Annotated in this window: 13 protein-coding genes; 6 read left to right on the top strand and 7 right to left on the bottom strand. The window is 73.5% G+C overall.

All coding sequences use genetic code 11. From position 1 onward, the window contains the following. Window positions 1-22: 22 nt before the first annotated feature. A complete protein-coding gene (locus tag HS99_RS12340; RefSeq protein WP_046386045.1) occupies window positions 23-1,321 on the top strand; it encodes an ABC transporter substrate-binding protein in 1,299 nt (432 codons plus the stop codon). A 47-nt stretch (window positions 1,322-1,368) separates the two neighbouring features. Here the strand turns inward: HS99_RS12340 and HS99_RS12335 are convergent, their stop codons facing one another. Next, window positions 1,369-2,580, bottom strand: coding sequence for a hypothetical protein (locus tag HS99_RS12335; protein ID WP_050366627.1), 1,212 nt, complete (start codon window positions 2,578-2,580; stop codon window positions 1,369-1,371). 163 nt (window positions 2,581-2,743) lie between these two features. Then, window positions 2,744-4,120 (bottom strand): NsdA family TPR-like regulatory protein, encoded by a 1,377-nt coding sequence (locus tag HS99_RS12330; RefSeq protein ID WP_030287159.1) that lies wholly within the window; start codon window positions 4,118-4,120, stop codon window positions 2,744-2,746. 305 nt (window positions 4,121-4,425) lie between these two features. On the opposite strand from HS99_RS12330, the gene HS99_RS12325 reads away from it, so the two are divergent. After that, a complete protein-coding gene (locus HS99_RS12325; RefSeq protein ID WP_033347773.1) occupies window positions 4,426-5,130 on the top strand; it encodes a bifunctional DNA primase/polymerase in 705 nt (234 codons plus the stop codon). A gap of 419 nt (window positions 5,131-5,549) precedes the next feature. On the opposite strand, the gene HS99_RS12320 is transcribed toward HS99_RS12325, so the two are convergent. Beyond that, window positions 5,550-6,242: an iron-dependent transcriptional repressor DtxR gene (locus HS99_RS12320; protein ID WP_030287155.1), complete on the bottom strand. Its 693-nt coding sequence runs from the start codon at window positions 6,240-6,242 to the stop codon at window positions 5,550-5,552. Window positions 6,243-6,464: 222 nt separating this feature from the next. On the opposite strand from HS99_RS12320, the gene HS99_RS12315 reads away from it, so the two are divergent. The 3 genes from HS99_RS12315 (at window position 6,465) to HS99_RS12305 (ending at window position 9,233) form a co-directional block, all read left to right on the top strand. Continuing rightward, complete coding sequence (locus tag HS99_RS12315) at window positions 6,465-7,229, top strand: sugar isomerase domain-containing protein (protein WP_030552688.1); 765 nt, start codon at window positions 6,465-6,467, stop codon at window positions 7,227-7,229. 227 nt (window positions 7,230-7,456) lie between these two features. Beyond that, window positions 7,457-8,356 carry a DUF4231 domain-containing protein gene (locus tag HS99_RS12310; protein WP_030287151.1) on the top strand — a complete coding sequence of 300 codons (900 nt, stop codon included), beginning with the start codon at window positions 7,457-7,459 and terminating at the stop codon, window positions 8,354-8,356. A 22-nt stretch (window positions 8,357-8,378) separates the two neighbouring features. Continuing rightward, entirely contained in the window at window positions 8,379-9,233 is an 855-nt protein-coding gene (locus tag HS99_RS12305) for an alpha/beta fold hydrolase (protein ID WP_030287149.1), read from the top strand. 3 nt (window positions 9,234-9,236) lie between these two features. Here HS99_RS12305 and HS99_RS12300 read toward each other — a convergent pair whose 3' ends face one another. Genes HS99_RS12300 through HS99_RS12290 form a run of 3 tightly spaced genes read right to left on the bottom strand, consistent with a single transcriptional unit; the run spans window position 9,237 to window position 15,677 of the window. Next, on the bottom strand, window positions 9,237-10,199 hold the full coding sequence (locus HS99_RS12300) for a 2-hydroxyacid dehydrogenase (protein ID WP_030287147.1): 963 nt from the start codon (window positions 10,197-10,199) through the stop codon (window positions 9,237-9,239). A gap of 31 nt (window positions 10,200-10,230) precedes the next feature. Beyond that, complete coding sequence (gene fxsT / locus HS99_RS12295) at window positions 10,231-14,229, bottom strand: FxSxx-COOH system tetratricopeptide repeat protein (RefSeq protein ID WP_078867479.1); 3,999 nt, start codon at window positions 14,227-14,229, stop codon at window positions 10,231-10,233. Continuing rightward, a complete protein-coding gene (locus HS99_RS12290) occupies window positions 14,226-15,677 on the bottom strand; it encodes a TIR-like protein FxsC (RefSeq protein WP_050366628.1) in 1,452 nt (483 codons plus the stop codon). Before HS99_RS12290 ends, fxsT begins: the two co-directional genes overlap by 4 nt. A 198-nt stretch (window positions 15,678-15,875) precedes the next feature. On the opposite strand from HS99_RS12290, the gene HS99_RS12285 reads away from it, so the two are divergent. Beyond that, complete coding sequence (locus HS99_RS12285) at window positions 15,876-16,082, top strand: DUF397 domain-containing protein (RefSeq protein ID WP_030287141.1); 207 nt, start codon at window positions 15,876-15,878, stop codon at window positions 16,080-16,082. Window positions 16,083-16,086: 4 nt separating this feature from the next. Here HS99_RS12285 and HS99_RS12280 read toward each other — a convergent pair whose 3' ends face one another. After that, window positions 16,087-17,016: a helix-turn-helix transcriptional regulator gene (locus HS99_RS12280; protein ID WP_030552685.1), complete on the bottom strand. Its 930-nt coding sequence runs from the start codon at window positions 17,014-17,016 to the stop codon at window positions 16,087-16,089. Window positions 17,017-17,020 lie beyond the last annotated feature (4 nt).

Here is a 17,020-nt window from a genome sequence, read left to right as displayed (position 1 = left end):
GGCGCCCAGAGAGGGAAGACCGATGACCAGCCGAAGGGACTCGTTCCGGGCCCGTCCCACGATCGCCCGCCGTCGCCGGCGTCCGATCGCCGCCGCGGTGACCGCCGCGGCGCTGCTCCCCACCCTCTTCTCGGCCTCCGCGTGCGGCGGACCGGCCGATGCCTCCACCAACGCCGACGACCTGACGGTGATGACCTGGGCCCCGTCCGGCACCGGGTCCGCCGACCGCCCCGGCATGACCGCGCTGGCCGACTCGATCGGCCGGGACGTCAACCTCAAGGGCGGGTTGAACGGCCACAAGCTGCACGTGATCACCTGCAACGAGCACAACACCGCCGACGGCGCCAAGGCCTGCGCCCAGCAGGCGGTGGACGCCGGGGCGGCCGCCGTGATCGGCTCCTACAGCCAGTGGGGCGACGCCTTCATGCCGGTGCTGGAGCGCGCCGGCATCCCGCTGATCGGCGGGTACGGCCTCTCCCAGCCCGAGTTCTCCAGCCCGCTGTCCTACCCGGTGGACGGTGGGATGCCCGCGCTGATCGCGGGCAGCGGCCGCCAGTTGGTCGAGGCCGGCTGCAGGTCCGTCGCGCTGATCCGTCCGGACACCCCGGCCGGCGACAGCCTGCTCGGCTACCTGGGCAACGCGCTCAAGCCCGCCGGGATGAAGCTGCTGGACGTCAAGGCGCCCGAGCAGTCCTCCGACTACACGGCGGTGGCCCGCAAGGCGATCGGCAGGGACGAGCCGGGCAACTGCGTCACCAGCGCGATGGCCGCCGAGCCGACCGGCAACCTGCTGGACGCCTACCGGCGGCTCACCCCGAAGAACACCCGGATCGCCTCGGTGATCGGCAGCGTCCAGCAGTCGGTGGTCGACTCCACCGGCGGCGACTCCGGCCCGCTGGCCGGGGCGTTCGTCACCAGCTGGTACCCGCCGGAGTCGGCCAGGATCTGGGACGGGCTGCGCTCGGTGGTGCGCTCCGACACCACCGGCGCCAACAGCATCGACGTCTCCGACCCGGGCGTGCAGACCACCTGGGTCGCCTACGAGGTGTTCCGGGTGGTGTCCGAGAAGCTGGCCGCGGCCGGCAAGCCGGTCAGCTCGAAGACCGTCACCGCCCTGCTGGACAGCGGCGAGGGCATCGACGTCGGCCTCACCCCGCCGCTGAACTGGGGCACCACCAACATGCTGCCCAGCACCGAGTCGCCGCGGCTGGTCAACACCTGGATCACCTACCAGGTGGTCAGGAACGGGCGGATGACGCCGCAGCAGCCGGGCTTCGTGGACGTCCGCTGGGTGCTCACCGGCGGCCGACCGCCCGCCTGAGCCGGAGCCCTGTGTCAAGGGCCGGCCCGGGCCGGCCCTTGACAGCGTTACAGGTCACCGTCGCTGCGGCTGGGCAGGCCGGTCTGGGTGGCGATCGTGTTCCACAGGGACGAGGCCTGCTTCTTCGCGGTGGTCGCCGTGCCGCTGGCCTGCACGGCGTTCTTGTAGTGCTGGTTGCCGGTGTCCGGCTTCTTCGGGTCGCAGGAGGACTGGGCGTCGGTCGCCCAGGCCGCGTACTCGTCGTCCGCCTGGGCCGAGGCCGTCCAGGCGGCGTTGAGCTGCTCGATCAGCTGCTGGCCGCCGGGCAGCTTGTCGGTCTTCAGCTGGCCGAGCTTGGTCTGCAGCTCCCGCCGCTTGCCGGCCGCGGCGGTCAGGGCCTGCTGCGAGTCCGGGAGCTTGTCGCACTTCTGCACCGAGGCAACCGCGGAGACCACCGAGCTGCGGCTGTCGCTCGCGGTGCCCAGCAGGTCGGACAGCGGCTGCGCCTGTGCCTTGACCTCCGGGTCGACGGGGGCGCCGGAACCGCTCGCGCTCGCCGTGCCGGGGGCGGTGCTGCCGGTGGCGGCGACCGGAGCGGTCTTGTGGCCGGACTTGTCGGTGTTCTCGCCGCCGTTCATCAGAACGGCGACCAGGATGCCGGCCGCCGCGCAGCCCGCCACCACGCCGCCGATGATCAGCTTGTTGGAGGAGCGGCCGCCGCGGCCCGGGCGGCCCCCCTGGGTCGCGTTCGGGTCGGCCTGGCCGTAGCCGCCCTGCCCGTAGCCGTCGGTGCCGTGGGCGCCCTGCGCGTAGCCGCCCTGCCCGTAGCCGTCGGTGCCGTGGGCGCCCTGTGCGTAGCCGCCCTGGCCGTAGCCCTGCCCGGGGTGGCCGGACTGCTGCTGCGTCTGCGGCTGCGCGGCCGGCGGGTACCCCTGGTAGCCGGGCGCGGCCTGCTGCGGTACGCCGTAACCGGGCTGCGGCGCGGGGTAGCCGCCGCTCTGGGGGTCACCGGCCGGGTACGGCGGCAGGTGCTGGGTGGCCGGCGCCGGGTCGGCCTGCGGCGGGACGCCGTAACCGGGCTGCGGCGCCGCACCCCACTGCTGCTGGGTGTGCGCGCCGTCGCCCAGGTACTCCGGCTGACCGGACGGCTGGCCCACCGGCGGCACGGCCGTGGGGCCCTGCGGCTGGCCCGGCTGGCCCTGGGGCTGGCCGGGCTCGGGGCGGAACAGGTCGTCCAGGTTGAAGTCACCGGAGTTGGGGTACGAGCGGCGCTGACTCAACGCGATTCCTCACCTGTGCAGGACCGCGCACGGTCGGCGGACCACATCTCGTCGGTTCTTGGGAGCATCACAGTTCCTTGGACGTCGCGCCCACGCTACCGGTTCGCCTCACCGGGTGACCACGTGGGCGGGACAATCCCACCGCTCCCAGCGCGGACCGTCCTCAGGCCGCCTCCGCGTCCGCCCTGGCGTGGAACTCGCGCACCACCCGCTGCTCCCGGTAGGGCTCCAGCCTGCGCCGGAACTCGTCCAGGTACTCCACGCCCCGGTTGGAGCGCAGCCCGCTCAGCAGCCGCACCGCCTGGGTGCCCGTCTCGCAGGCGCGTTCCAGGTCGCGCTGCTGGAGCTGGGCGGTGGCGAGCAGCACGAGGTCCACCGCTCGCCGGCGCACTCGGGTCGGCGGGTGCAGGTCGAGCGCCCGCCGGGCGTAGTGCTCGGCCGGGCCGGCCTGTTCGAGGTCCCGGTGACAGTGGGCCAGTTCGTCGGCGAGGTAGGCGTCGTCGAAGTGGGCGATCCAGTCCGGGTCGTCCTCCGGGCGGCGCTTCTCCATCATCTCCAGCGCCTTGGCCGACACCGCCTCGCAGGAGCGGGCGTCGCCGAGCAGGGCGTGGCCGCGGGCCTCGGCGGCGTAGAACATCGCCATCGCCGTCGGGGTGGCGACCGACCGGGCGCCCTCCTGGGCGGCGCGGGCGAGCTGGGCGATCTCGCGCGGGTTGCCGAGGGTGGCCGCCAGGTGGCTCATCGAGGCGGCGAGGACGTAGCCGCCGTAGCCGCGGTCGTCGGCGGCCTGGGCGAGCCGCAGGGCCTGGATGTAGTAGCGCTGGGCCAGCCCGGGCTGCCCGGTGTCCACCGCCATGTAGCCGGCGAGTTCGGTCAAACGGGCCACCGCGGCGAAGAGTTGGCGTCCCGTCTCCTCCCGGTAGGCGCCGCCGAGCAGACCGGAGACCACCGAGTTGAGGTAGTGCACGACGACCGGGCGCACGTGCCCGCTGCCGAAGCGGTGGTCCAGGTCGACCAGCATCGTGGTGGTCGCCCTGATCGCGGCCACGTCCGTCGGGCCGACCCGGGGGCCGCCGCCGCGGGCCACCACCGGGTCGGGCGGGGTGATCAGCCAGTCCCGGCTGGGCTCGACCAGCGCGGAGGCGGCGACCGTCGCCCCGGTCAGGAAGTCCCGCCGGCCGACGTCGCTGCGCCACAGCTCGCACACCTGCTCCAGCGCGGCGCCGAGGGTCGGCGCGAACTGCAGCCCGATGCCGGAGCTGAGGTTCTTGCCGTCGGCCATGCCGATCTCCTCGACCGACACGCTGCGGCCGAGCTTGCGCCCGAGGGCCTCGGCGATCACGGCCGGCGCCTGCCCGCGCGGCTGCTGGCCGCGCAGCCAGCGGGCGACGGAGGTCTTGTCGTAGCGCAGGTCCAGTCCGTGCTCCGCGCCGCACAGGTTGACCCTGCGGGCCAGGCCGGCGTTGGAGCAGCTGGCCTCCTGGATCAGCTGCTGCAGGCGCTCGTTGGGCTGTCGTGCGACGAGTGGTCTCGCGGCCATTGGGCTTCGCCTCCCCACACCCTCCGGTCCCGGCCGGCGGGCGACGATGTGCTGATCTGTTGCCGACTGTCCGACCGTCCAAGGAATCTGACACCAGGTTAGCGATCAGCAACGTCAGCGGGATACCCACGGTGACGAACCGCACCCCCCGCGCGCCCTGGGAAATGCTTCCGTGCGCCCCCGCTGCGCCCGCCGCCGCCCGCACCAACTCGCGTGAGTCACCGGTTCGGGTGACATTGCCGGGATGCGGCCGACCGGGGGCCCCCGGCCCGTAACCAGCCTCACACACGGTAGTTGAGCAGCCCGTGGAAGAGATCCCCGACGCCCCCGGCCAGGACGAGACCGCCGGCCCGCCCCCGCTGCTGATCGAAGCCGTCGGCTACGCCGAGAACCGCCACTGGGAGGTGGCCCCGGGCGCCTGGCTGATCGACGGCGACGGGCCCGCCCGCTGCTCCTGCGGCGACCCGCGCTGCGCGCTGCCGGGAGCCCACCCGATGGACGCGGACTGGGCCCGCCGGGCGAGCGCCGGGCCGGGCGCGGTGCGGCGCTGGTGGACCGAACGGCCCCGGGCGTCGATCCTGCTGCCCACCGGCCGGTCCTTCGACGTCCTGGACGTGCCGGAGACGGCCGGGTGCCTGGCGCTGGCCCGGATGGAGCGGATGGACCTCCAGCTCGGCCCGGTCGCGGTGCTGCCGTCCTCGCCCGGGCGGCTCGGGCGGCGGCTGCACTTCCTGGTGCTGCCCGGGGTCGCGGCCAAGCTGCCGGAGATGCTCCGCAAGCTGGGCTGGCCGCCCGGGCGGCTGGACCTGGTCGCCCGCGGCGAGGGGGACTGGACGGTCGCCCCGCCGTCCCGGGTCGGCTCCACCGGCTACGCCCAGTGGGCCCGCTCCCCCTCCGAGTCCAACCGCTGGCTGCCGGACGCCGCCGAGCTGATCAGCCCGCTGGCGTACGCCTGCGGCCGCGAGGCGCCCGCCCAGCAGCTCCAGGCCGCCCAGCCAGCCGGGGTCTGACCCCGGGCAGCGGCCCCCGGATCCTGCCGCCCTGAGCCGATCGGGTGAGGGCGAGCACTGCGCGACACAACGCGCGCGAGTGACGGGCCTTGTCTCCCACCGGAGACGGGGCCCGTCATACGCATTTGCGGATAAGGCTTCGGTCTACCCGCTGGTCAACCGGAAAAGCCCCTCGTACGAGTGACAGCGCTCAAGGATTGCCATGATCGGCCGAGGGGAGGAATTCCGGTGCGAGGGGACGCCGGAAGGGTCGCTCGGACGGGGAAGCCGGGCGAGGCGGTGGAGGGGACCAGGAGGGGCGGAGGGGAACGGGGAGGACGGGAAGGGCCCGCTGCACGGGGAGCAGCGGGCCCCGATCGTCAGTACCGGCCCGGCGCTGTCGCAGCGGGAGTCGCGGAGGAAGCGGCAGGCCGGAGCCCTCAGCCCTGGGCGACGAACACGTGCTGGGCGATGTCCTTGCCCAGTTCCGCCGCGTTCTCGCCGCTGCCGACCAGCACACCGCCGACCCCGGTGGTCACCTTGACCGTCGAGCCCGGCCGGATGCCGGCCCGGCGCAGGGTGCTCATCAGCGCGCTGTCGGTCTGGATCGGCTCGCCGATCCGGCGGACCACCACGTCCGCCCCGGTCTCACCGGGCTTGACGGAGTCCAGCGGGACGAGCGCGGCGTCGAAGCCCTCGCCCTCGGCCTTGGTGTCGCCCAGCTCGTCCAGGCCCGGGATCGGGTTGCCGTACGGGGACTGGGTCGGGTGGCCGAGCATGGCGAGCACCTTGCGCTCGACCGTCTCGCTCATCACGTGCTCCCAGCGGCAGGCCTCCTCGTGCACCTGCTCCCACTCCAGGCCGATCACGTCGACGAGCAGGCACTCGGCGATGCGGTGCTTGCGCATGACGCGCACGGCGAGCCGGCGGCCCTCCTCGGTGAGTTCGAGGTGGCGGTCCCCGGCGACCTGGAGCAGCCCGTCGCGCTCCATCCGGCCGACCGTCTGGCTGACCGTGGGGCCGCTCTGTTCCAGGCGCTCCGCGATCCGGGCACGCATCGGGACGATGCCCTCTTCCTCCAGCTCCAGGATGGTGCGAAGGTACATCTCAGTGGTGTCGATCAGCCCAGACATCGCCGCTGGCTCCGTTCTTCGGTGTCCTCACCGCCAATTCTGACGTACCGCACCGACAACCGGACCCGCCCGGGGGCTTCCGCCACCCGTTTTCGTTCCTGTTGACAGCGGTGCCGCCGGGGCGCGACCGTGCTCGCCGTAGCTTTCTCCACTGGCGGTCTGGACCACCCCCGGCCGCCCCACCCGGCCGGCCCCCTCACCGGCAGAGAGCGAAGGCAACCGATGAACGACCTGGTCGGCAGCTACTTCGACGCCGCGATCGCCCACCTGAACCGGGTCCGCGAGGAGGAGGCCGACACCATCGAGGCGGCGGCCGCCCTGCTGGCCGAGGCGATCACCGAGGGCCGCCGGGTCTTCACCTTCGGCGCCGGGCACTCCTCGCTGCCGGCCCAGGACGTGGTCTACCGGGCCGGCGGACTGGTCCCGGTGAACCTGCTGAACGTCCCGGGGATGGCCGGGGTGACGATGATGCCCGCGCCGCTGTCCAGCGCGCTGGAGCGGGTCTCCGGGCTCGCCACCTCGGCCCTGGACCTGACCCCGGCGACCAGCGGGGACCTGCTGTTCCTGATCTCGTTGTCCGGCCGCCAGGTGATGCCGGTCGAGCTGGCCCGGTACGCCCGGGACCGCGGGCTGAAGGTGATCGGCGTGACCTCGCTGGCCTACCCGGGCGAGGTGCCCTCGGCGCACCCCTCCGGCGCCTACCTGAAGGACCACTGCGACGTGGTGCTGGACAACAAGATCGCGGTCGGCGACGGCGAACTGTCCCACCCGGGCGCCGAGACCTCCTTCGGCCCGGTCTCCACCCTCGTCACCAGCGCGCTGATGCAGGCCGTGGTCGCCTCGGCGGTCGGCCGGCTGGCGGACCGGGCGGCCGCCGGGGAGGCTCCCGCACCGCCGCTGTTCCGCTCCGGCAACGTCCCGGGGGGCACCGAGTGGAACGCGAAGCAGATGGCCGACAACGCCGAGCGCATCTTCTACACCTACTGAGCCCCGTACCCCCGCCGGCACCGGTACGGCCACCGGCACCACCCATGACTTCGGGTGCTGGTGCGACTACGGACCGTACCGGACAATTCACCGGGGCTTCCCGGCCATTGCCGACCGCCCCGGCCCGGGCCAGGCGTACCGGGAAGCCGCCCGGGGCAGGAGAGCGGAGGGACCGGAGCGACGGGTGGGGGCCGAGCATGGCGTCTGGGGCGGGACGGACCGGGTGGGTGCGCGAGCGGGAGCTGCTGCCCGAGTTCTTCTGGGCCGCCGACGCGGCCTCGCTGCGCGGCCAGCGCCGCGCGGTGCTGCTCTCCGCCTGGGAGCTGGCGCTGCTGCTGGTCGCCGCCGCGACCGGCTCGGCCGACGGCGAGCCGTGGGCCTGGCCGGCCGCCGCAGGGTACCTGGGCGCGATGGCGCTGGCGGTGGTGATCAGCCGGCAGAACCCGCAGGGCCTGTGGTACGAGGGCCGGGCGGCCGCCGAGTCGGTGAAGACGCTGGCCTGGAAGTTCGCCGTACGGGCGGACGCCTACCAGCCGCCGCCGCGCAGCCTGCCGGACGCCGAGGGGCTGTACCGCTTTCAGCTCACGCGGGTGCTGGGCGCCTTCCGGGACGGTCCGGTGGCGGTGCCGGCGAACGGGATCGAGATCACCGAGGCCATGCGCGACCTGCGCGGGCAGCCGCTGGCGGTGCGCCGCGAGGTGTACCTGAACGAGCGGATCCGGGTGCAGCACGACTGGTACCGCAGCAAGGCCCGCTACTGCGCCCGCGCCGGGTACTGGACCGGCGTGCTGGGCGTACTGCTGCCGGCGCTGGGCCTGGCGCTGGCGGTGCTGCGGGCGCTCGGCGCGTTCACCTACGACGCGCTGGGCACGGTCTCGGCGGTGGCCGCCTCGGTGACGGCCTGGGCGCAGCTGCGCCAGTACCGCCCGCTGGCCGCCGCGTACGGCCTGGCCGCCGAGGAGCTGGAGCTGATCCGCCTCCAACTCGCCCGGCTGGACCTGGAGTCGCCGGACGCCGAGGAGATCTGGGCCCGGCTGGCCCGGGACGCCGAGGACGCGGTGTCCCGCGAGCACACCACCTGGCAGGCCCGCCGGGAGGTGCGCACCACCACCGACCGGGAGCACTGAGGAGGAACGCGTGGCGTTACGGATGGTCAAGACGTCGGACGGCCGGGCCCTGGCCGTCGAGTCCCTCGGCGACCCGCGCGGCCGTCCGGTGTTCCTGCTGCACGGCATGCCCGGCAGCCGGGTCGGCCCGCACCCGCGCAGCACCGTGCTGTACCGGCTGGGGGTGCGGCTGATCTCCTACGACCGGCCCGGCTACGGGGACTCCACCCGGCTGTTCGGCCGCCGGGTGTCGCACGCGGCGGCCGATGTGCGCACCATCGCGGACGAGTTGGGGCTGGACGGCTTCGCGGTGCTGGGCCGGTCCGGCGGCGGCCCGCACGCGCTGGCCTGCGCGGCGATGCTGCCGGAGCGGGTCAGCCGGGTCGCGGTGCTGGTGGGGCTGGCGCCGCGCAACGCGACCGGCCTGGACTGGTACGCGGGGATGACCCCGTCCAACGTCCGCGCCTACCGGGAGGCGGAGCGCGGGCACGGCCGGATCGCCGACGCGATGGAGTTCCGCTCCCGGCAGATCAAGGACGACCCGGTCCGGCTGCTGAACGGGCTGCGCACCGAACTCACCGGTACCGACCGGGAGGTGGTGGCGGACAGCGGGCTGCGGAGGATGCTGCAGAGCAACTACCGGGAGGCGTTCCGGCACGGCGCGGACGGCTGGATCGACGACGTGCTGGCCTTCACCGCCGACTGGGGCTTCGACGTCGGGTCGGTCGGGGTGCCGACCTGGCTGTGGCACGGCGCCGACGACCAGTTCTCGCCGGTCGACCACTCCCGTTGGCTGGCCGACCACATCCCCGGCGCCGAGCTCTTCCTGGAGCCCGGCGCCGCGCACTTCGGGGCGTTCCGGGTGATGACCACGGCCCTGGCCTGGGCGGCCGGCTAGCGGCTACGGCTTCACCGGCGTCAGCGGCTCGGAGCCGTCGAGTACGGCCACGATGTTGTCCACCGCCAGGCCGCCCATCGCCTGCCGGGTGCGGACGGTGGCACTGCCCAGGTGCGGGACCAGCACCGCGCGTTCCTGGGCGAGCAGCGCGGACGGGACGTCCGGCTCGTGCTCGAAGTTGTCCACGGCGGCGGCGAACAGCGCCCCGGACTCCAGTGCGGCGGCCAGCGCCTCCTCGTCCACCACGCCGGCGGTCATGCTGACCACCACCGCGCCGGGCGGCAGCATGGCCAGCCGGCGGGCGTCCAGCAGGTGCCGGGTCTCCTCGGTGCACGGGCAGGTGACGACCAGCACGGTCGAGGTGGCGAGCAGTTCCTCCAGCGGCTTCCACTCTGCGCCGTCGGCCTGCTCGGCGGGCAGTTCGCGGCGGTTGTGGTAGCTGACCGGCATGTCGAAGGCGCGGGCCCGGCGGGCCACCGACTGCCCGATCCGGCCCATGCCGAGCACGCCGAGCGGGGTGCCGGCCAGTTCCAGGCCGAGCAGGAAGTTCGGGCCCCAGGTCCAGGGCGTTCCGGAGCGCAGCAGCCGTTCGCCCTCGCCGAGCCGGCGGGTGGCGGCCAGCAGCAGCGCCCAGGCGGTCTCGGCGGTGGCGTTGGTGAGCACGCCGGGGGTGTTGGTGACCACCACGCCGCGTTCGGCGCAGGCCGCGAGGTCGATGTTGTGGTAGCCGACCGCGTGGTTGGCGACGATCTCCAGCTGCGGGCCGGCCGCGTCCAGGAACTCGGCGTCCACCCGGGTGTTGAGGGTGGTCAGCACGGCCCGGCGGCCGCGGACGGCGTCGAGCAGTTCGGCCCGCTCCAGCTCCCGGTCGCTCTCGCGGCAGGTGGCGGCGTACCGGGCGGTGAGCCGTTCGAGGACGCCGGGCGCGGGGCGCCGGGTGACCAGGACCGGGGGCGGAGTATCCATGGTCCGGCAGGGTACCCCGCCCCTCCCCCGGTCACACCGGCTGCGGCTCCAGGTCGCGGTTGATCCGCTTCCAGCCCCGCGCGGACACCGTGTTGGGGTGCTCCTCGCCGAACTGCCGGATCAGCTCGGAGATCGCCCGGGCGCGCAGTTCGGCGGCCTGGGTGTGCCGGCCGGCCGCCCTCAGGGTGATCGCCAGGTTGGCCTCGCAGGCCACCGCGTCCGGGTGCTGCGGGGAGTAGCGCGCGCACAGTCCCGCGTACGCGGCCCGGCCGAGTTCCTCGGCGAGTTCGGTCTGCCCGGCGTCGCCGTAGGCGTTGGCCAGGTTGATCATCGCGTTGAGGGTGTACGGATGGTCCGGCCCGGCCGATCGGGTCAGACCCTCGACGGTGGCCCGGCCGGTCTCGATGGCGCCCCGGACGTCGCCGCTGCCGCGCAGGTAGATGCCGAGGTTGTTGGCACAGGCCAGGGTGAAGGGGTGGTCGTCGCCGAACAGCCGCCGGTGGCCGTCGTAGACGGTGGCGCACAGGTCGCGGGCGGCCTCCTTGTCGCCGAAGGCGCTGTGGTCGGCGGCCAGGTTGAGCGCGCAGGCCAGCGCGTCGGGGGCGTCGGCGCCGTAGCGCTCCAGGTAGCGCTCGTAGGTCTCCTTGGTGATCCGGCGGGCCTCGGCGAGCTGGCCCATCCGACGCAGTGAGACGGCCAGGGACTTGGCGTTGCGCAGGCTCTCGGGCAGGCCCGGGTCCAGGCCGTCGCCGAAGTCCGCGGTGACCTCCTGGAGCAGGTCGACCGAGCCGCGGTAGTCGCCGAGTTCGCGCAGGTCCCGGGCGAGGGCGGACTTGGTGATGAGGGTGTACGGGTGCTTGGGCCCGAGCACGGCGGTGCGCCGGTCCAGGGTCTCCTGGTCGAGTTCGCGGGCGGCCTCGCTCTCGCCGACGAGGCGGTAGTCGATCGCCAGGTTGTTCGCCATGGAGAGCGTGCGCGGGTTGTCGTCCCCGAACAGCTCGCGGAACTGGTCGAGGATCTCCCGGTCGAGGTCGAGCGCGGCCTGGAAGCGGCCGAGCGCCCGGCGGTCGGCGCCGAGTGAGCCGGCCGTCATCAGGGTGTACGGGTGGTGCTCGCCGAGCAGCGCCCGCTGGCGCTCCAGGGTGGCTTCGTCCAACGCCAGCGCCTCGGCGTAACTTCCCTGGGAGCGCAGCACGTTGGCGAGTTGGAAGCGCAGCAGCAGGGTCTGCCGGTCGTCCTCGCCGAGCTTGCTGGTCCACTCGGCGTCCAGGGCGTGGCCGAGGTCGCGGGCGCGGTCGAGTTCGCCGCGCTTCCACAGGTAGCGGACGCGGTCGATGAGCAGCTGGCGGGTGTCGGCCTCGTCGCAGTTGTGGGCCTTGGAGGGCGACAGGTGGGGCCAGATCTCGTCGAAGGCGGGCCAGTTGGCCGGGTCGTCGGTGTCGCCGAGGACGGGCCGGGCGCCGGTGAGGATGCGGTGCACCTCGTGGACGGCGATCTCCTGCTCGTCGTCGCTCATCCCGGCCCGGATCACCGCCTGGACGAGCCGGTGCACCTGGAAGCTGTTGCTGCCGGCGTCGACCTTGGCCAGGGCGTACCGGCCGATCGCCTGGATGACCTTGCCGAGCATGAACTTGTCGCTGAGGTCGGCGTCGTACTTCACCAGCGCCCGGATCATCTGGTCGCTGTAGAAGAGGTTCATGGAGATCGGCTCGGGCGCGAAGAAGGCGCACAGCTGGAGCAGCCGCACGGCGGCCGGGGACTGCTGGCGCAGCCGTCCGATCGAGACGTTCCAGGTCGCGGCGACCGGGGTGGGGTAGTCGGTGGGGTGGTCGACGGCGAGCGCGCGGGCGGCCTCGGCGTGCAGCTGGCTGACGTAGGTGTCCACCGGGGTGCCGGTGGTGTCCAGCCAGGCGGCGGCCACCTCGACGGCCAGCGGCAGGTCGCCGACGGCCTCGGCGACCCGGTCGGCGTCCGCCCGGGAGAGGCTGCGGGCGCGCCGGCACAGGTGCTCGACGCTCTCGCCGCGGGTGAAGACGTCGACCTCCAGCGCCTCGGCGTGCCCGGTCCAGGCCTGGTTGCGGGAGGTGACCAGGATGTGGCCGGAGCCGCCGGGGAAGAAGCGGCGGATCTCGCTGGGTTCGTCGGCGTTGTCGAAGATCAGCAGCCAGCGGGAGGTGGGCACGCCGCGGCGCAGTGCCTCCCGGGCGGCCTCGGCGGCCTCGGTGACGGAGTCGCCGACGCGCAGGCCCAGGCGGCGGGCGAGTTCGGCGAGCGCGGGGGCGACCAGCTCGGTCTGCTCGGCGTCGATCCACCAGACCAGGTCGTAGTCGGACATGAAGCGGTGGGCGTACTCCAGCGCGACCTGGGTCTTGCCGACGCCGCCGAGCCCGTACAGGGTCTGCGGGGTGGGCAGGACGGCCGCCATGCCGCCGCGCAGCTGGTTGCGGAGCTGCTCCAGCACGGCGGCGCGGCCGGTGAAGGAGGGGTTGCGCGGCGGCACGTCCCACACCGAGGGCTTGCTGCCGGGGAAGCGCGGGCCGCCGCTGGGGGCGTCGCCGAGCGGGGCTTCGCCGCGGCCCAGCGCCCGCAGCAGGCTCTGGACGGACTGGGCCTCGTCGCGGCCGACCAGGTCGACCGGGTTGCGGTTGCTGAACGGCGCGGTGAGCCGGACGTCGCCGACGCGCACCGGCAGCAGCTGGCGCCGGGTGCCGGAGGGGTCGGAGTTGACCACCGACTCCCACAGCGCCCGGGCCTGCGGGGAGCGCTGGTAGGCGGGCGAGAGCACGGCGACGGTGCGGTAGGCGGAGTCGATACCGCGCTCCGTCTCCTCGCGCGGGTCGGTGCCGGCGCTGAGATCGCGCGGCAGCACCCGGAAGCCCGCCCGGGTCAGCACCGACTCGATCCAGTCCGCCCACATCCGGTCCTCGGGCACGTAGGAGAGGTAGAGGTCGGCGGGGACGGACGGGCGGCGGCGGGTGAAGGCGTCGACGTAGCGCAGCCGCACCTCCTCGTCGACCGGCGGCAGGCCGGTGACCCGCCCCTCGGTGATCATCGAGGTGAGCCGCTCGCAGGCGGCCAGCATCGAGGTGGGGGTGCCGGTCTGGTCGCCGAAGGTGGCGAGGATCTCCTCGTAGGCGTAGAACGGCCGGTACGGGATCTCCACCGAGCCCCAGTAGCCGGCGAGCTCCTCGCCGCTCAGGCCCGCGGGCAGGCCGTCGAAGCGCACCCGGGCGAGGGCGCGGCCGGCGTCCGCCTTCTCCTTCTCGCCCTCGTCGATGCGCATCGGGACGGGCAGGATGCGGATGCCGCGGTCGCGGTAGCGGTCGTGGATGTGCTGGGCGATCCGGGAGGCGCCGTCGATGGACTGGTCGCTGAGGGTGAAGCAGACCACCAGGTCGTCGGGCATCTGGACGGTGCAGATCTCGGCGATGTCGGACAGGCCGGTGCGGGAGTCGATCAGCACGTAGTCGTAGCGCTTGGACATGTCGGCCTTGAGCGCGTCGAAGAACTGCCCGCCGTCGAAGCGGTCGTAGAAGATGTCCCAGTCGAGGTGGGTGACGGCCTCGGAGTAGTCGCGGTTGAACTGGCCCGCGGAGAGGAAGTCCAGGCTGCCGCCGGCCGGGAAGTGCGGCCAGGACAGCGACAGCGCGTGCGGGTGCACCCGGGCGAAGTCCAGGTGCCATCCCTCGGCGTGCTCGACCGGGCGCAGCGCCTCCTCGCGGTACTCGGCGATGAGGTCCATCATCCCGGTGGTGCCGGCCAGGGAGGCCGGGTCGAGGAAGGGGTGGAAGAACTTGGCGAGGCCGGGGGCCTCCAGGTCCCAGTCCACGGTGAGCACCCGGAAGCCGTTGGCGGCGAGGATCCAGGCGGTGTTGGCGAGGGCCATGGTGCGGCCGGTGCCGCCCTTGTAGGAGTAGAAGGTGATGATCCGGCCCTGGCGGTCCTGCTCCGCGGCTCGCCTGGCGGCCTCGCGCGCGGCGGCCAGCTCGGCGGCGCCGACGCGGAAGTTCCTGGTGGTGTTCTCACTCATCGGTGCGGTCCTCCCAAGGGCGCCATCCCAGCATCGGGGTCATCGCCGCCGTCACGGTCGTCGCGGGTGTCGCGGTGGTCGTTGGTACGGGCGTTGCGGTGGTCGGTCCCGTCGTCCGGGTCGTGGTCCCGGTCGACGGGGTCCGGACCGTACTGGTCGGGCCGGTGTCCGCCGAAGCCGTCCGGCCCGTACGCCCCCGGCTCTCGCCGGAATGCCTCCCGCAGGCTCGGCCGGGGCGTCGGCGGTTCCTCGGGTTCGGCCCTGGTGCGGCTCTCGAAGGCGTACTTGGCCTTCATCGCCGCCCGGGGCAGGGCGTCGTCGAAGTCCTCCAGGGTGTCCAGCCCGGTCGGGCCGGTCACCCCGAGGAAGCTCGGGCGGCCGGCCCGCCGGGTGATCCGCAGGATCTGGTCGCTGAGCTCGACCAGTTCCCGGCCGCCGCCGTCGCACTCGGGGTCGTCGCTGTTCCACGGCTCCAGCACGCTCACCCAGGTGGCGTCGCAGCGGTCGAAGCGGCGGACCAGCTCGCGCCGGTGCGGGTCGCGCAGCGCCCACCGGTCCAGCAGCAGCAGTCCGGGGGCCTCGGCGTTGCCCTCGATGATCGACTCGACCTCGTCGTCGAACTCGTGCACGGTCGGCTGGAACCCCAACTGCCGCGCCAGGCGGACCGCGTGCTGGGCTATCGGCGACCCGGCCGGACGGTAGGGGTGCCAGTCGGTACGCCGGGCGCCGTAGAAGTCGGGATTGCGGTCGGGCGGCAACTCGCCCTGGTGGTAGGTGAGTACGGAGATCCGCAGCTGCTTGGTCGGGGCGGTCACGTTGAAGGCGCTGGGCAGTGTGTTGAAGTCCAGCCGGCGCCCGACCGGGATCACCGTCTCCTCCGCGACCTGCACGATCCGCGCGGCCAGCCGGTGCACGGCCAGCTCGTAGGCTGCGCGGAAGTAGCTGAGCTTCATCAGCGCGTAGAGGCCCTCGGTGGCGTAGTCGGGCCCGAACCCGGCGTGGTTGAACTGGAGTTCGCTGGCCACCTTGGGCAGCCGGTAGCGGCTCATCGGCGCCCACAGCACCGGGACGATGCCGCTGGTGCGCTCGGCGTCGATGGTCGCCGGGTACACCGGGCGCCGGGTGAAGGCGTGCCACTCCTGACCGCACGGGACGCTGTTGAAGTAGCGGGGCGAGTACAGCGGCACGAACACCCGGCAGCTCGCCAGCTCCTCGGACAGCCGCTCGGCCCACAACTCGCCCTGGTGCATGGACTCGTCCATGAATCCGACCGGCACCCCGGCCGGGACGGTGGTGAGTTGCAGCACCGCCTCGCAGAGGTCCCGGTACAGCTGTCGGACCCAGTGGTTCGGGTCGCCGGCACCGCGCGCACCGGACTTGGGGGTGTGCGCGTAGGAGAGGAAGAAGTACGGCCGGGCCTCGTCCTCGTCCCAGCCCCGGTCAGTCACACGTGCCTCCCCCGGGCCCGTCGGCAACCTGCCTCCCGCAGCCCCCGTGCGGCGGGGTCTCAGTGTAGGAACGACTGACACCCCAATGGAATAGCACAACGTCTCGCACGAATTGACATGACCGAAACGATGCCGCTGTGTTCTTTCGTTGAGCAGTACCCTCGTTGCGGCCGTAGTGAACGATCAGGAGGGGTACGCATGGAGCGCACGGAGCAGCTCGACTGGCAGAGGTCGAGCTTCAGCACCGACCAGGCCAACTGGCTGGAGATCGCCTCCGAGGGCGAGTTCGTCTACATCCGCGAGTCCGACAACCCCGAGCTGGTCGTCACCACCACCCGTACCAAGCTCAACGCCTGGATCCTGGGCGCCAAGGACGGCGAGTTCGACCACTTCGTGGGGCTCTGAGCGCTCACCCGTCGTAGCGGGCGGCGAGCGCCCTGACCGTCCCCGCGATGCGGTCCCGGAGTTCGGCCGGCTCCAGGACCTCGACCTCGGCGCCCAGGCGCAGGAACTCCCCGTGGGCGTGGTCGACCGACTCGATCGGCACCCGGGCCCGCGTCCAGCCGCCCTCCGCCGGCGCCACCCCGAGGCGGCGGGCGCCCTCCGGGGTCAGCCGCACCAGCGCCTCACCGGTGTGCAGCCGGGCACGGAAGTCCGCCAGGTAGCCCTGCCAGTAGGCAGCCAGCCCGAAGCCGCCCGGTACGGCGAACTCCTCGCGCTGCTCGCCGAGTTCGATGATCTGGTCGACCCGGTAGGTGCGCGTCCCGGACGGCCCGCCGGCCACCAGGTACCAGCGGCCCGCCTTGAGCACCAGCCCGTACGGCTCCACCCTGCGCTCGATCTCCTCCGGCGCCCGCCAGCGCCGGTACCGCAGCACCACCGCCCGGCGGCCCCAGACCGCGGCGGCGACGGCCGCCAGGTGCGGGGTCTCGTCCGCGTCGCCGTACCAGCCGGGGGCGTCCAGCAGGAAGCGCTCCTGGATCCGTCCGGCGTGCTCGCGCAGCTCGGCCGGGAGAGCCGCCCTCAGCTTGAGCTGGGCGGTCGCGAGCGCCTCACCGAGGCCGAGTTCGGCGGCGGTGCCGGGGAGCGCGGCCAGGAAGGCGGCCTGCGCCTCGTCGGCGGTCAGCCCGGTGAGGCGGGTCCGGTATCCGTCGACCAGCCGGTAGCCGCCCGCGTGCCCGGCCTCGCCGTACAGCGGGATCCCGGCGGCGGCGAGCGCCTCGACGTCCCGGTAGACCGTCCGGGCGGACACCTCCAGCTCCTCGGCCAGCTGCCGGGCGGTCATCCGGCCCCGGTTCTGGAGGAGGAGCAGCAGGTTGACGAGCCGACTCGCGCGCATGCCG

The organism is Kitasatospora aureofaciens, from assembly GCF_001188955.3.
Classification (GTDB): Bacteria; Actinomycetota; Actinomycetes; order Streptomycetales; family Streptomycetaceae; genus Kitasatospora; species Kitasatospora aureofaciens.
Note: the sequence above shows the minus strand (reverse complement) of the source record. Positions and strands in the feature narration are given on the sequence as shown.

What these genes read in the sequence shown, in the direction of transcription:
- fxsT (WP_078867479.1), bottom strand. Translation starts at nt 14,229, where the DNA reads ATGAGTGAGAACACCACCAGGAACTTCCGCGTCGGCGCCGCCGAGCTG.
- HS99_RS12315 (WP_030552688.1), top strand. Translation starts at nt 6,465, where the DNA reads ATGAACGACCTGGTCGGCAGCTACTTCGACGCCGCGATCGCCCACCTG.
- HS99_RS12300 (WP_030287147.1), bottom strand. Translation starts at nt 10,199, where the DNA reads ATGGATACTCCGCCCCCGGTCCTGGTCACCCGGCGCCCCGCGCCCGGC.
- HS99_RS12305 (WP_030287149.1), top strand. Translation starts at nt 8,379, where the DNA reads ATGGTCAAGACGTCGGACGGCCGGGCCCTGGCCGTCGAGTCCCTCGGC.
- HS99_RS12285 (WP_030287141.1), top strand. Translation starts at nt 15,876, where the DNA reads ATGGAGCGCACGGAGCAGCTCGACTGGCAGAGGTCGAGCTTCAGCACC.
- HS99_RS12340 (WP_046386045.1), top strand. Translation starts at nt 23, where the DNA reads ATGACCAGCCGAAGGGACTCGTTCCGGGCCCGTCCCACGATCGCCCGC.
- HS99_RS12280 (WP_030552685.1), bottom strand. Translation starts at nt 17,016, where the DNA reads ATGCGCGCGAGTCGGCTCGTCAACCTGCTGCTCCTCCTCCAGAACCGG.
- HS99_RS12320 (WP_030287155.1), bottom strand. Translation starts at nt 6,242, where the DNA reads ATGTCTGGGCTGATCGACACCACTGAGATGTACCTTCGCACCATCCTG.
- HS99_RS12330 (WP_030287159.1), bottom strand. Translation starts at nt 4,120, where the DNA reads ATGGCCGCGAGACCACTCGTCGCACGACAGCCCAACGAGCGCCTGCAG.